At 36.2% G+C, this 13,674-nt stretch carries 15 protein-coding genes; 11 read left to right on the top strand and 4 right to left on the bottom strand.

Translation table 11 applies throughout. The features are described 5' to 3' along the window. Positions 1–745: 745 nt before the first annotated feature. The 4 genes from L6W14_RS12375 to L6W14_RS12360 all read right to left on the bottom strand — a co-directional run bounded on the left by L6W14_RS12375 (position 746) and on the right by L6W14_RS12360 (position 4,697). Positions 746–1,135, bottom strand: a complete 390-nt coding sequence (locus L6W14_RS12375) for a spore coat protein (RefSeq protein WP_131520069.1) — start codon at positions 1,133–1,135, stop codon at positions 746–748. Between the two features lie 380 nt (positions 1,136–1,515). Further along, positions 1,516–1,854, bottom strand: a complete 339-nt coding sequence (locus L6W14_RS12370) for a hypothetical protein (protein ID WP_048392571.1) — start codon at positions 1,852–1,854, stop codon at positions 1,516–1,518. Between the two features lie 906 nt (positions 1,855–2,760). After that, positions 2,761–3,993 carry an MFS transporter gene (locus L6W14_RS12365; RefSeq protein ID WP_237898114.1) on the bottom strand — a complete coding sequence of 411 codons (1,233 nt, stop codon included), beginning with the start codon at positions 3,991–3,993 and terminating at the stop codon, positions 2,761–2,763. A gap of 74 nt (positions 3,994–4,067) precedes the next feature. Then, complete coding sequence (locus L6W14_RS12360) at positions 4,068–4,697, bottom strand: LysE family translocator (protein WP_048392575.1); 630 nt, start codon at positions 4,695–4,697, stop codon at positions 4,068–4,070. 235 nt (positions 4,698–4,932) lie between these two features. Between L6W14_RS12360 and L6W14_RS12355 the strand changes: the two genes are divergently transcribed. The 11 genes from L6W14_RS12355 to L6W14_RS12305 all read left to right on the top strand — a co-directional run bounded on the left by L6W14_RS12355 (position 4,933) and on the right by L6W14_RS12305 (position 13,583). Continuing rightward, the gene (locus tag L6W14_RS12355; protein WP_131520392.1) at positions 4,933–5,613 is read left to right on the top strand and encodes a TraR/DksA C4-type zinc finger protein; all 681 of its coding nucleotides are present in this window, start codon (positions 4,933–4,935) and stop codon (positions 5,611–5,613) included. Between the two features lie 265 nt (positions 5,614–5,878). Continuing rightward, on the top strand, positions 5,879–6,436 hold the full coding sequence (locus L6W14_RS12350) for a hypothetical protein (RefSeq protein ID WP_103118266.1): 558 nt from the start codon (positions 5,879–5,881) through the stop codon (positions 6,434–6,436). 668 nt (positions 6,437–7,104) lie between these two features. Beyond that, entirely contained in the window at positions 7,105–7,494 is a 390-nt protein-coding gene (locus L6W14_RS12345; RefSeq protein WP_237898113.1) for a VOC family protein, read from the top strand. A 214-nt stretch (positions 7,495–7,708) separates the two neighbouring features. Next, the gene (locus L6W14_RS12340; RefSeq protein WP_131520073.1) at positions 7,709–7,954 is read left to right on the top strand and encodes a DUF3953 domain-containing protein; all 246 of its coding nucleotides are present in this window, start codon (positions 7,709–7,711) and stop codon (positions 7,952–7,954) included. A 570-nt stretch (positions 7,955–8,524) separates the two neighbouring features. Continuing rightward, entirely contained in the window at positions 8,525–8,713 is a 189-nt protein-coding gene (locus L6W14_RS12335) for a hypothetical protein (RefSeq protein ID WP_131520074.1), read from the top strand. A 111-nt stretch (positions 8,714–8,824) separates the two neighbouring features. Further along, positions 8,825–9,013 carry a hypothetical protein gene (locus tag L6W14_RS12330; RefSeq protein ID WP_054550360.1) on the top strand — a complete coding sequence of 63 codons (189 nt, stop codon included), beginning with the start codon at positions 8,825–8,827 and terminating at the stop codon, positions 9,011–9,013. 254 nt (positions 9,014–9,267) lie between these two features. Continuing rightward, positions 9,268–9,732 carry an STAS/SEC14 domain-containing protein gene (locus L6W14_RS12325; RefSeq protein ID WP_237898112.1) on the top strand — a complete coding sequence of 155 codons (465 nt, stop codon included), beginning with the start codon at positions 9,268–9,270 and terminating at the stop codon, positions 9,730–9,732. A gap of 427 nt (positions 9,733–10,159) precedes the next feature. Beyond that, positions 10,160–10,585, top strand: a complete 426-nt coding sequence (locus L6W14_RS12320; RefSeq protein ID WP_004225136.1) for an acyl-CoA thioesterase — start codon at positions 10,160–10,162, stop codon at positions 10,583–10,585. Positions 10,586–10,596: 11 nt separating this feature from the next. Further along, on the top strand, positions 10,597–10,971 hold the full coding sequence (locus tag L6W14_RS12315; RefSeq protein WP_131520076.1) for a DUF423 domain-containing protein: 375 nt from the start codon (positions 10,597–10,599) through the stop codon (positions 10,969–10,971). A gap of 162 nt (positions 10,972–11,133) precedes the next feature. Next, positions 11,134–12,465: an SPFH domain-containing protein gene (locus L6W14_RS12310; RefSeq protein WP_112118514.1), complete on the top strand. Its 1,332-nt coding sequence runs from the start codon at positions 11,134–11,136 to the stop codon at positions 12,463–12,465. Positions 12,466–12,479: 14 nt separating this feature from the next. Continuing rightward, entirely contained in the window at positions 12,480–13,583 is a 1,104-nt protein-coding gene (locus L6W14_RS12305; protein ID WP_131520077.1) for a TFIIB-type zinc ribbon-containing protein, read from the top strand. Positions 13,584–13,674: the final 91 nt, after the last annotated feature.

Genomic DNA, 13,674 nt, shown 5'->3' with positions numbered 1-13,674 from the left:
TAAGTACTAATTTTTACTCCACTCCCAAAGCAGTTTCTTTTAATCAAAGATTAGCATCCAACCTTTCTTTCAATACAATTATTTCAGTTGGAGGTAAATCAGGGACGCATTGTATGTATAAAAGTAACTACTCATGCTTAATGTATAAAATTATTTATAAGTATACCGCACTTAAAAGGATTTATAGAAGTTTAGATGGTAGTGAATATCATGTTAGAAAAATCGCTATTTATTTTAACTATCAAGAAAAGCATCCCTCTATTTTTCACCGTTCCAATTTCCTTAGAGCAAAAATCCGACTAAATCATACTTTTGTGCAGATGAAAAATGAATGACTATGGCAAACGAAAAAAGCATTGCAACGAAGCAATGCTAAGTACGTGGGGTTTTTGACAACCTTACTACATTAAAAACAAAGCCTATAACTCCACAAATAAAGAAAATATAGGCTACTAGTATGGACATAGCTTCTAAGTTGTTAGTGAATATCCTGTATCCTCCTAAAGTAAATAAAGCCAAACTGCCAACCGAACTAAGTAATATTTTATTTTTGTCAGTCAACACACACACCTCCAAATAATGGTATGTATATAGGTTAACACAAAATGTATTTTTAGTTAACCTATTCTGTGTTTATTGGTGAGTGTTATAAAAACAAAGAAACTTTACTGTACACTTTGAATAAAATGTTCAGCAAGGAAGAGGATTCTTGCTGAACATTACTATAAATATAATAATTTTTTTATTAATTAATAAAATTTTGAGGAATACATTCACGAACACCAGCATTTCTCAATGAGTTAAATAAAGCAGCACTGATTCTTAAAATAACAAAGTTATCAGTGCCATTTTCTAATTCATAGATCACAAAGTATGAATTATCAACTGTAAAAATACATTTTCGTTCTAGTTCAAATCCAGGTGGTACAGGAGGAAGATTGAAACGTGGTACAACTAAAGGTGTATCTCCTTCATCTCTGATAAAATCAAAAGTTTGTTGGTCAATCTCATAGATATTAACTGGATCAATCTCCACACCTTTTTCTGGAATTGTAATTTCATCTTCAACTAATACGAAAAAGCGTTCGTTTCGAAAATTGAAAAGACCTCTTGCCCCAATTTCAAATGATGCCATTTTATAGTCACCTCCTATTCTCTAAATATCTTATTCATATCAAATACAGTTGTTTGGACGTTGAGGAGGGGAGAGTGAAGAATAGTTTCTGGTCTGAAATCATTAGGAGCTAATAGTAGGGGTGAAATAGGGATATGCATGGGGATTAACTGGACAATTTGAAGTTCAAGGAGTGACAAGCTGGGGGTAAATGAATGAATATGGAAAGAGGCTGGGACATAACTCGATTATATTGAAAAATAATAAAAATAGATATTAACTTTTTCACTTCAAGTAGTTAAATATGCCTTCCTAAATCAAAAAAATGTTAGACCAATTATATCTTGGTCTAACATTTTTTCTTTTTGTCCCAGCCTCTTTTATAATCTTAACATTAAATTCTAAAGAATCTGTGTTAATTCGGAGTTCACAAACCGTTGGGCAGCAATAATTACACCTGAAGCTGTTCGTCCATAAACGCTATATATTCCACCATTTTGATTTGGAATAATTTCAACTTCATATTGAGCTCCAACTACACCAGGCGTTACAAAAGTAGAACCATTGGCAATAGCGGCAAAAGGAGTTGTTGATAATAATTGTCTTGACCCATCTAGTCGAAAAACTCTTACTACGCCAGTTAATAAACCTCCCGTAAGGTTAAGAATTTTGACACGAACACTAGCTGCATTAGCTGGTTGATTTCCTGTATTTTCAATTGGGCCAGTAGTTAAACTCATTTATTTCACCTCCAAATAAACAAAATTTGTATAATCTGCAGATTATATTTTCATAGTATGAAGTATTCTGTATACTCTCTAGTCTTATTAATCAATCATTTCTATAAATTAAAGAAAAGTGTGGATTGGTTTAGTAAGCAATGCGAAGTATGTAAGTGGAGGTTAACCTATTTCTCATGACATAGTACCTTAGTAGAACATCTAATAGTGGAGCTATTGAACAATATGAGGAAAGAAACTAGTGTCACTGGATTGGTAGTGACTCTAACATGAGAGAGGCCGTGACGGTCAACTAGTCCCACAAACGAATAAGGGTGTGCGATACACGCAATTATTAATTTGCAATTAAAGATACATAAAAAAAGCCGTAGTGTTTGCAGACGCTACAGCTCGAATTGGTTGATGCCTTTAAAGTCAATCTAGTAAACGTAGTATATGATAACTTAGGAGGACGAAACTATGTAACAGGGCAAACAACAGTTACTAAAGATGGCTGAAACAATCGAGGAGGCAAGGCAGCCAGTAACGAAAGCTGATAAAAATAGCTAAATTGGAGTGATTGAATCAACATTACCAAAGGCATGTGGGCACAAAAGTTGTATAAAGGAATTACAACGGCGTATATATTCATTAAATGATCGAATTAAGGAAATGGTGCAAAAGCGCATTTCGATAGTGCATGCAGATAGAGAGGTTGAAATACTTCATAGATTGTTTGATGGGATAGCATACGTGCTATTGGAAGCTCATGAAATGATCAAGTACGACAACAAATGATGAAGTAGCCGAGAGACTACTTCTTATAAGTTATTTCTAAAAGTATTTTTAAGCGGAATTATTTTAGTATGAGATCTGGATAAACGATGTGCTTTCAAATAAGGTCATTCAATCTAAAGCTCTTTATTTTTATGCCATTTCATTAGTTTTTTCAATATCTTCTACTTTGATAAACTTTAAGACAACAAACAGGAGAACGAATCCCAAAACACCTGCCGTAATATAGCTGGCATGAAGATAATTTTTCATGACAAGTGACATAATAGGAGGACCTGCTGCAACCCCTATAAATCGTGCCGAGCTGTAAAAAGAGGATACGGTTCCTCTTAACTCTTTTCTAATATTGTCAGTAATAATTGTGTCAAGTGCAGGCAATAGTGCACCAATAGCAATCCCCACTATACTCGTAACGACTAATAAAAGAATCAGTTTTTTACTTGTAAACCCAACAAAGACAATACTGACAGACATTGCAATCAAGGAGGCAATAATTATTTTTTTAATCCTTCCTAGGTTTCCTTTAATTTTTCGACCAGATATAAATGAAGCTATACAAAGTAATAAAAGCGGGATGGCCAGGACAAACCCTTTTTTAATCCCTTTTATATCATGAACTTTTTCGAGGTTTTCTGATAAGAAAAATAGCATACTAAATAATATGAGCATCACAAGGACCCCGTTAAGGAATACGGTATATAACCATTTTCCTTCCTCCTTGAAAACTTTTTTTGTATTCCGTAAAAACTCTTTGAGCTTCAATGGTTCATCATCATCTTTAGGAGCTTTAACGAAGAAAAAAATTAGTACAATCGAAATCAAACTAAGCGCTGAAATGGAAAAGAAGGGCAGGAACCATAAAAACGCAGCAAATATTGATCCTAAAATGGGACTTAACACTTTCCCAAACGTATTAGACGTTTCAATTATCCCTAATGTAGAACTTATTTTTTCGTCATCATCCTGGTAAAGATCACCTACAAGAGGCATTACGATCGGCATTGCACCAGCGGCCCCAATTCCCTGAATAATTCTTCCAGCGATAATCATTGCGTAGGGGTCATCCATTTTCCATGAAGCAAATCCAGCAATCAGACCACCGATTAAAGCTAAAATTAAGCTTGGTAATATCACTTTTCTTCTGCCGAAGCGGTCCGATAAATAGCCAGCTACGGGGATCAGAAAAATAGCTGCGACTGAATAGCTTGTTATGATCATGCTCGACTGAAATGATGTGATCCCGACCTTATCCTCCAGTATAGGGAGCACGGGAATAAGCATTGAATTTCCAAGTGTCATGATGAGCGGAATAGAAGTCAAACTTACAATACACCAGACACTTATATTAACCTTCTCTTGGTCCATTATCACACCTCGACTAATATTCTTTTAAAAGGTATGGTTTCCTTTCATGTTTATTTTATGCGCTGTCGGTGAGTTTATTGGAATAACACTTGGTAAGCCTGCATCCCAAAGTAGATCCCGAAACCAATCATTAATAAGGCTGAGATAAAAGAGACCGTTTTCAAAAGCTGTATAGATAATAATTTTCGAGCGACACTGGATAAAAAGGCATAAATAAAATCTACAAAAATAATGCCCATCAAAATGGCGATACTCACCAAAATGATTTCATACCCTGTTGAGATACCAGCCGTTTTTGCGAGTATGGAGCCGTATATTCCCAGCCAGAAAAGGATGGTTAGCGGATTCAAAAAAGACATGAAAAATCCAGTCATGAGGGATTGTCTCAGTCGTGTCCTTTTCCCTGTTTTCGAATCCATCTCAATTTTATGTAGCGATAGTAAATTTTCGATACCGGTGTACAAAAGAACAAAACAGCCGAAGGACCAAAGGATTGTTTTTAACCAGATGGAATTGATAAATTGGCCAATTCCAAAATATACGATAAACATATAGATAATGTCAGTTGCTATGGCACCCAGACTAAAAAACCATGCATGAAAAAAGCCATTTTTTAAACCTGTATTCAATAGGACAGTCTTAACAGGTCCAATTGTTGCAGCCATTGATATGCCTAAAAAGATAAAGGTAAATATAGAATCCATAAAATAGCCTCCAATAATCAAATGTAATGGCATTTTATTCGAAGGCCATAACTTTTAGGACAATCTAAAAGGGCATAAAAAACATGCGGATTTAATATGTCCTTATCGCACGCTAAACTAATTATATATAGCATATTTATCAAAGAATATAGTTTCGTTTTTGTCTTTAAATTTATCCTTTAAAACAAATAATTCAATCAAATTCGTTCATAATAATGAAAAGGACGTGATGACTATTCTAAATGAGAAGAAGATATCAAAGCTAAAAAATATGTTAATTGAGCAAAAACACTCGCTCCAACGAAGAATGGATACAGATGATGAATATTTAGAACGAGGTAGTTTACGGGATTCTGTTGATGAGTTGTCCACAATCGATAATCATCCAGCAGATCTGGGTACCGAATTATACGAGCGTGAAAAAGATATGGCGTTAAAAGTCCATGACACTGATGAGTTAGCAAAAGTAAATACGGCCTTACAAAAGATTGAGGATGGTTCCTATGGCGTATGTGAAGTTTGTCAACAAGATATCCCATATGATCGATTGGTGGCACTGCCTTATACCTCTTTTTGTATTGAACATACTGCAAAAGACGTTCCAACAGATCGACCGGTTGAAGAGCAAGTGATGCTTCCTCCAGTTGACAATTCTTTTGCTGGCCGTGATGACAAGGATGATATTCATGACTATGAAGATATGTTTCAAGTTGTAGCAAAATATGGAACTTCTGAAACACCTTCCGATTTTGAAGGGGATTTTGAAGATTATGATGAATTATATGAAGATCCTGAAGAAATTGCCGTTAATGACGAATGGGATTCATACCATATCTCTGAAACAGATGAATTAACACGCCAAGTTTCCATTCAGGAAGTAGAACACGCGAGAAAATTTGATTATTTAGAGGATTAAATGTGGGATTTAAAAAGATAGGCGCAATTGTTATAAATGAATGCTTTAATAAACATACATGGCCAGCCCATATATTTTAAGAGAAAAGATATTACCCCAGTTTACATGTTTTATTAAGAATAATATGTGAAAAATAAATTATTTCCTTGTTAAAAAGATCACTTCATATAGTGGTCTTTTTATAATTAATCCATAAAGGTTTAGTAAAATTGTCTATTTCATTTGTCCCTTCATTGAATAATGTAAAAACAAGGAGGATGATAAAATGGGTTTCGACAATTTTAATAGAAGTGAAAAGGAACCAACTAATAAAAGAATTAGCAGAATTCATGATGATTGTGAAGAAAGTTGTAATAACAAAAATATCCATCAAGGAGTACAGGTACCACAAGAACCTTTAGGTACAGGTCTTCCAGGGTTTGCTTATATTTATGATACCACTGCTCAACCAGGTATCCCGAATAATGGTTCCGTTACTTTCAATACAAATGGTAATATTACTCCTGCAGGGTTTGTAACACATGTACCAGGAACAGCACCTATCATTATAAATCAAACGGGTATTTATCTTATTACCTACGAGGTGTTTGTTACAGGTGGCCCTAATGCATTTGCTCTTTTCAATGGCGACAACCAAATAGCCGGTTCCAATTATGGAGACAATTCTGGTAACTTGGAAAATGGTCAAGTAATAACGACTTTAAATTCATCGGATGTTCTTACTTTGAGAAATATTCATCCAAACCCAACAGCTTTATTAAATTTAGTTATTCCTGACATTCTAGTTATCAGCGCGTCTATTGTCATTTTAAGATTAGCATAAAGCTTTTATTGCGAGTCACATCTAATAGGTGTGGCTTTTTGCATTTATAGATTGGTTTTGAAATTTGAAAGTGAACTGCACCCCAATTGTTACATTGTGTCTAACAATTGGGGTGCAGTTTAAAATAGGGTGTTTTTTATTAGTGAGTATCAAGTAGTTCTCCCTTTAGCTGCTAGGTTATGATTGGGTGAGAAGTGATAATGATGAAAAATATATTGTGAAGTTTTACCCTAATAATGGTTATAAGTTAGGGAGAGCATAAATGAATATAAATAATAACACAGCCCAGACTCTTCCATACAATTAAGCTTAATCAGAGAAATCATTGTAGACAATTTCGCTGGCGGGGGTGGGGCAAGTACAGGGATTGAAATGGCTACTGGAGACCGTTTTATACTTACGACACTAGTAAAAGAGGAAAAAAAGTATTGATATTGTGGATTAAGGTTTTAAATAAATATAAAAATATAAGCTGTAACGTGTGATGACGCTGCGGCTTTTTTATTTACTATGTAATTTTCTTATATTATGCAGTATTTAAATCTCTACATTGTTATCTAATGACAAGAAATAATATAGGTTAGTGCAAGAAGGAATAGTAGAAAATAACGTTGAATTGAAAAAGTAGAATTCCAAAGTGAAAATAAATTATTAAAGGAGGAAGTATTGTGACTACACCTGATTATAGATCACCAATTAAAAACCAAATCGGCGGTGTGTTTGTTCCAGTTCGTAACCTAGAGAAAGCAAAAGAATGGTACAGAAAAATACTTGGTTTGGAAGGGGGAGAAGAATATTTTGGACATTTATTCGTGGCACCCATGAAAGGTACAGCTGGATTAATTTTAGATTCCATGCCAAAGTGGAGAAAAGATGATGGTAATATTTCCACTTTCCAAGTTCCATCAATCCAGCTTTTAACCGATGATATTCAAGCTGCTTATCAATTTATGAAAGAAAATAATGTTGAGCTTGTTACAGAGATTCAGGATAATTTTTATTTTGTGTTTAAAGATCTTGATGGGAATTTATTAATGATTTGCAAAGAAGTATCTTAAAAAAATGATTGAACTTCAATTAAAAATCTAAATATTAGGGAAAGACAGAACGAAGAACGACCTGCGCCTCACAAACATGTGCGAGGCAAGACATACACGGCCGGTCCATAATTTTTAAGAGATTAGGTATCTTAATAAATTTAAAGGTTAGATATTTACAATCATTTCCACGACTTCTTTTTTTGTTATGATAGTTAAAGAGGAGTGGAATATTATGCTTAACATTTTACAAATTGTTTTTGCTATCATTACTGTCTCTCTTTCAGCTTACCTACTTATAACACGTGATTACGATCTGATTTTTTTAATAGTATTCTTCTCAGGTTTATTCATGTTAACTAAAGGAATTGAAGCATTTCAGAGCGAGAGAAAAGTTTATGGTTGGTTATTAATCGGGTTATTTTTATTTGCGGTTTATCTCTCAATGTATCAATTCACAGCTTTATATGACCAAAGTTAAGGAGTTGTAAATACCTTGATATTTAATCTTCCATTTTCGAGTAACTGACCATTTTTATCGATAATGTCTGCCTAAATGGCCTCCATATCGCCAAGTTCGTATACTCGCTTGAGTAGAACCTCCAATAATAAAGAAAACTCTTGGTTTTCGGACTTGATGTTACTCGAAGTCTTTGAACCTTATAGGAACAACATTATCAGGCGCATAAACATCGAGATAGCACAGAGTTTACAAGCTGGAGAAAGCTATACAGACAGGGCCATTAGAATCGAAAATGTGATGGGATGGACTAGAAAGAAAGGAATTGTTGTCGCCCGAACAGAAGGTGGTTGAGTGAGGTCAAGTTGATCTAGCCATTGAGGAACAGGCGACCAAAACAGCACGGCTCTCTACAGTCTGGTTGTCATCACTTGATACGAGGGTTCGTAGTTAGATGGTCAGAAAGCAATATAGATGGTTACTATCACTATGGTAAGTGGAAATCGAAAGCACCGAGATGATAGAGAATTGCTTCCATAGATAAACAGTGCCGTTGCCATACGATTTATATGGTGAATGGAAGTTACCTGAATGACGAACGAGGCAGAGACTACATGGACGATACCTACCAAAGGCAATTGGCCTCTTGTATTGACTGTCTTAGGACTAACTTACATTCAAGCTTTCACCAAAGCGTACAAAGAGGTTAAGCCACCAACCGTCACATTGCCTTTTATGCGTTATGAAGAGTGGAAGAAAAAATGTAATGGTGAGGTATAGTAAGACCGAATATACATAATCAACTGTTGCTTCTTTCAAGGCTGTACTTGCGATTATAAGTGAAAATAGTGTATTATAGCTTTCATGTTGTAAACAAAAAGGGCGGATGTAATGAAATATAATAAGACAGTTATGCTAAAGCTTATAAATGAACATCGAACATTGCATGATGAATTAAAAAAGCTAAAATCTGAAATGGGTTTAGAGAAAAATTTCGCAGTAAAGGCATTGTATCATTCATTTGTTGCAGAAGATGGTCCTTATATGAAAGAATATCAGGATTTAGAGCGATTACAATAAATCTTAGTGCCACTAACAAAATTGTTGGCAAGCTAAGTCATATTTTTTAGGGCAATAATTTAATACTAAGTTTGTAATTGAGCCATTCATTTTGAATGGCTTTTTATTTTATCTTTTTTCTCATAGACGCTATAAAGAACGAGAACAAATACACTTTTGAGCAGTTTAGGGATTCTTATGGATAACTAAATTGGGCAAGGAACCAGAAGCCTAGCGTTATTTTTATTGTCTAAATCAGAATATAGTTTTATAAAGTGCAAGTAAACGGCAGGCGGGGTAATGTAAGCGTTGAGTTTATATGGTTTTCATGCATAATAGAAACCGAGGGAGATGATTCTAAGTTGATGGTAAAAAATGTCAACACCGAAGTTTCAGGAGATATAATTGTTACCCACCTGATAGGTCAAATAAAAATTGAAGACGTTCATGATTGGTTTAATGATTTTGAAAAGATTTGTCAACAGTTTATTTCTGAAGGTAGAGAATACAAATTATTGGTAGATAGAAAAGGATACATCCCAGCTCATTTTTCTGTTCAAAAAGAATGGAAAGATAAGTTCTTGAATAAAACAATGCTAAAACACAGCAAAGCAATTGCGTTTCTCCTTGAAGAGGGAGAGATAATGAACCATTTAAAACAATCCAACACAAAAGAGTCTGTTGAATTTTTCGATAATTACGAACTGGCATTCAAATGGTTGGTTGAGTATACAAAATAATAGTCTTTATCTAAAGGCAGAAAGAGATATGACATGGCTGGAACCTAGACTGTGTAGCAAAGTTCCATATGTAGAAAAAACAGTTTCAGGTTCTTTAAGAATTGTATCGTTTAAAGGCTTTAATTTTGATAAAACTCCAGAAACAATAAACAAATAACCGGGCACTCAAATGAGTACTTGGTGTTTTTGTTGGTTGTTTTGTACCTGCTCGTGCATGTTTATTTAATAATTATTCATAAAGTGGTACCCCGAATAGTACCCCACTTAAAAGTGTTTATATGGAATAAAAATTTATATTAGAAAAATCAATATTTATTTTAAATACCAAGAAAAGTAATGCTCTATTTTTCACCGTTCCAATTTCCTTAGAGCAAAAACCCCACCAAATCAACATTTTTACGCTATAATGTAGGACGAGGTGAAGAAAATGTTTGTGAGTGAGAAACAGATTGAAATACGGTACGCAGAGACAGACCAAATGGGCGTGGTGTACCATGCGAACTATATTATTTGGATGGAAATTGGGCGTACCCAGCTTGTAAGTGATGCAGGCTTTGAGTATGCTGCCTTAGAAAAAGATGGCTATGTATCGCCAGTGATGGATTTATCGATTTCGTATAAAGCAGCCATGCATTATGGACAAGTGGCAACGGTGCGCACTTGGGTAGAAAAGCATGATCGTTTACGAACGACGTATGGCTATGAAATTTTACATGAGGATGGCACGGTAGCAGCCACAGCTCAATCCGTACATATTCTTGCGCATAAGGATACATTGCGACCGGTATCATTAAGTAAGATTGACCCAGCTTGGGATGCCAAATATAAAGAAATTGCCGTCGAGGCAAAATAGGAGAACAATAGATGGAAATGTTTATAGCTTTAGGCGCTATTTTGGCAGCTCTTGGTGTTGTTTTAGGTGCTTTTGGTGCACATGCACTCAAGGATAAGTTTGCCTCACCGCATTATGCAGCCATTTGGGAAACGGCTGTGCAATATCAGATGTATCATGCCTTAGGGATTCTAGCCCTTGGCATTCTATCCAATGCTGCATTTTTAGGAAGCTCTAGCTTGCTTTCCTGGGCAGGCTACTTAATGTTTACAGGGATTGTATTCTTCTCTGGTAGTCTATATGTGCTAGCCGTGACAGGTGTGAAAAAGCTAGGTGCGATTACGCCAATTGGTGGCATGTTATTTATTGTTGCGTGGGTGCTTGTTATAGTAGCTGCCTTATCCTAATACAGAAAAAGTAACGAGAACGTTTTGATGATTTATATCATTGGCGCTTCTCGTTTTTTAGTTGATAGGAAGAAAATGAAACAATTTGTCTGATTTTGCGTATTACATAGTATGAAGAGATGTTAAAATAAGCTAAACATCAATGTGAAGGTGGGAATATTTATGGGTTTATTGAAAGCAGGCGTTGGGGCATTAACAGGTGTTTTAGAGGATCAATGGCGTGAATATTTTTATTGTGAGGCATTATCCTCAGATGTTCTAGTAACTAAGGGTATTAAACGCACTTCTAAACGAGGTTCAAATAAAGGAAATGACAACATTATTAGCAATGGCTCGATTATTGCCATCAATGAAGGGCAATGTATGATGATTGTTGAACAGGGGAAGGTTGTAGAGTTTTCTTCAGAAGCTGGGGAATATGTCTATGATACATCTACAGAGCCTTCGATTATGTATGGCTCAGATTTATCTCATGGCATTATGGAAACATTTAAACAGATAGGCAAGCGTTTTACATTTGGTGGAGAACCTGCTAAAGATCAGCGAGTTTATTATTTTAATAAAAAGGAGATTGTTGGCAATAAATATGGTACTCCCGCACCAATTCCATTCCGTGTGATTGATCGTAATATCGGATTAGATATCGACATTGCCATTCGTTGTCATGGTGAGTATTCTTATAGAATCATTGATCCGTTATTATTCTATACAAATGTATGTGGAAATGTAGAGCGTGAATATACGCGAGAGGCCATTGATAGCCAGTTAAAATCAGAATTAATGACAGCGTTACAGCCAGCCTTTGCACAAATTTCAGCAAGTGGCGTTCGTTATAGTGAAATACCTGCGCATACGGTTGCGTTAGCAGACGCACTCAATAAGGTATTATCAGAAAAGTGGCTTGCTACACGTGGTTTAGCTGTTGTGTCATTTGGGATTAGTACCCTAAAGGCTTCTGAGGAAGACGAAGCGATGATAAAACAACTACAACGCAATGCGGTTATGCGTGATCCAGGTATGGCTGCTGCCCATTTAACAGGCGCTCAGGCAGAAGCGATGATTGCAGCTGCTAACAATGATGGTGGCGCTATGGCAGGCTTTATGGGGATGAATATGGCTGCACAAGCAGGTGGAGTCAATGCTGGTCAGCTTTATCAAATGAATGAGCAAAATAAGCAAGCGCAAATGGCTCAGGCTGCGATGCAAAATCAATCAGCCAAAGCACCTGGTACATGGACATGTGCATGTGGTCATGACAACACAGGGAAATTCTGTTCAAATTGCGGTGCAGCAAAACCAGCGGAAGAGGGCTGGACATGTACATGTGGAGCGGTGAATAAAGGAAAGTTTTGTAGCGAGTGTGGCTCTAAAAAACCAGCTGGTGCTTTACTCTATGCATGCGATAAATGTGGGTGGGCACCAGAGGACCCTGCCAATCCGCCTAAATTCTGTCCAGAATGCGGCGATGTTTTTGATGAAAAGGATGTCAAGTAAGGAGATGATGACCTATGTCAACGCAAGAAGTTGAACATGTCAAACAAGTAAAGCTTGACTTTGATGCGGAATGTCCATCCTGTAGTGCATCCATTGAGTTTAATCCTGCTACAGGTAAGCTAACTTGTCCGTATTGTGGATTTGAATCTGAAATTGCAACCCCTGAGCAAGAAGAGGAAAAGGTTGCACAAGAAATGGACTTCTTAAAAGCAGAGGAACGTGGGAATTTCAATTGGGGCGTGGAGAAGAAAACAGTTATTTGTAAAGCTTGCGCGGCCGAGACAATTTATGATGCTCTGCAGGTCGCTGACAGTTGTCCTTACTGCGGCTCAAATCAGGTCATGGAAGCGAGCGCTGAAAATACGCTTGCTCCCAATGGCGTATGTGCTTTTGAAGTAACGGATAAGCAGGCAGGAGAACATTTTCAGAAATGGATCAAAGGTCGATGGTTTACACCAAAGGCTGCCAAAATAAGTGCAAAGCCTGATGCCTTTAAAGGGGTATACCTCCCGTATTGGACGTTTGATTCAAAAACAAGCTCCAGATACTCCGCAAGATATGGACGACATCGAACGGTTACGGATAAAGATGGTAAAACGCATACTGAAACAGATTGGTATTCAACAAGTGGGTTTTATCAGGAATTTATAGACGATCATTTAGTGAGTGCCACAACACGCTATGATCGAGACATGATGCGAAAAATTGAACCATTTAATCTTCTTAATAATAAGGCCTATAAACCTCAATATGTAGCTGGATTTTTATCAGAGCGTTACAGTGTTGGTTTGCAGGATGGCTGGAGCCAAGCAAAAAGTGAAATCCATGATCACCTCCATGCGCAGATTACAGCCAAAATCCGTTGGGAAAATAGGGCGGATGTAGTATCCAATCTACGCTTTTCCACAAACCATGATGATATTACATACAAATATTTAATGTTACCGATTTGGTTATCTTCTTTCCGCTATAAGGAAAAGATTTACCGCTTTATGGTGAATGGACAAACGGGTCGAGTTGGTGGTAATGCCCCTATTTCACCGCTTCGTGTAACAATTGCTGTTATTTTATCATTAGCAGTAATCGCTCTGATTTGGTATTTCTTTATGTCTGAATAATAATAAACAGTATGCCAGTAGGAGCCTCTTATTGTCCTTTTGGGATACTGTTTTTTCATAAAATTGTCCTTAAATACTGGGTAAATGACTG

Source organism: Lysinibacillus sp. ACHW1.5 (genome assembly GCF_022014815.1).
Lineage (GTDB): Bacteria > Bacillota > Bacilli > Bacillales_A > Planococcaceae > Lysinibacillus > Lysinibacillus capsici.
This window is presented reverse-complemented; position numbering and strand designations above follow the sequence as displayed.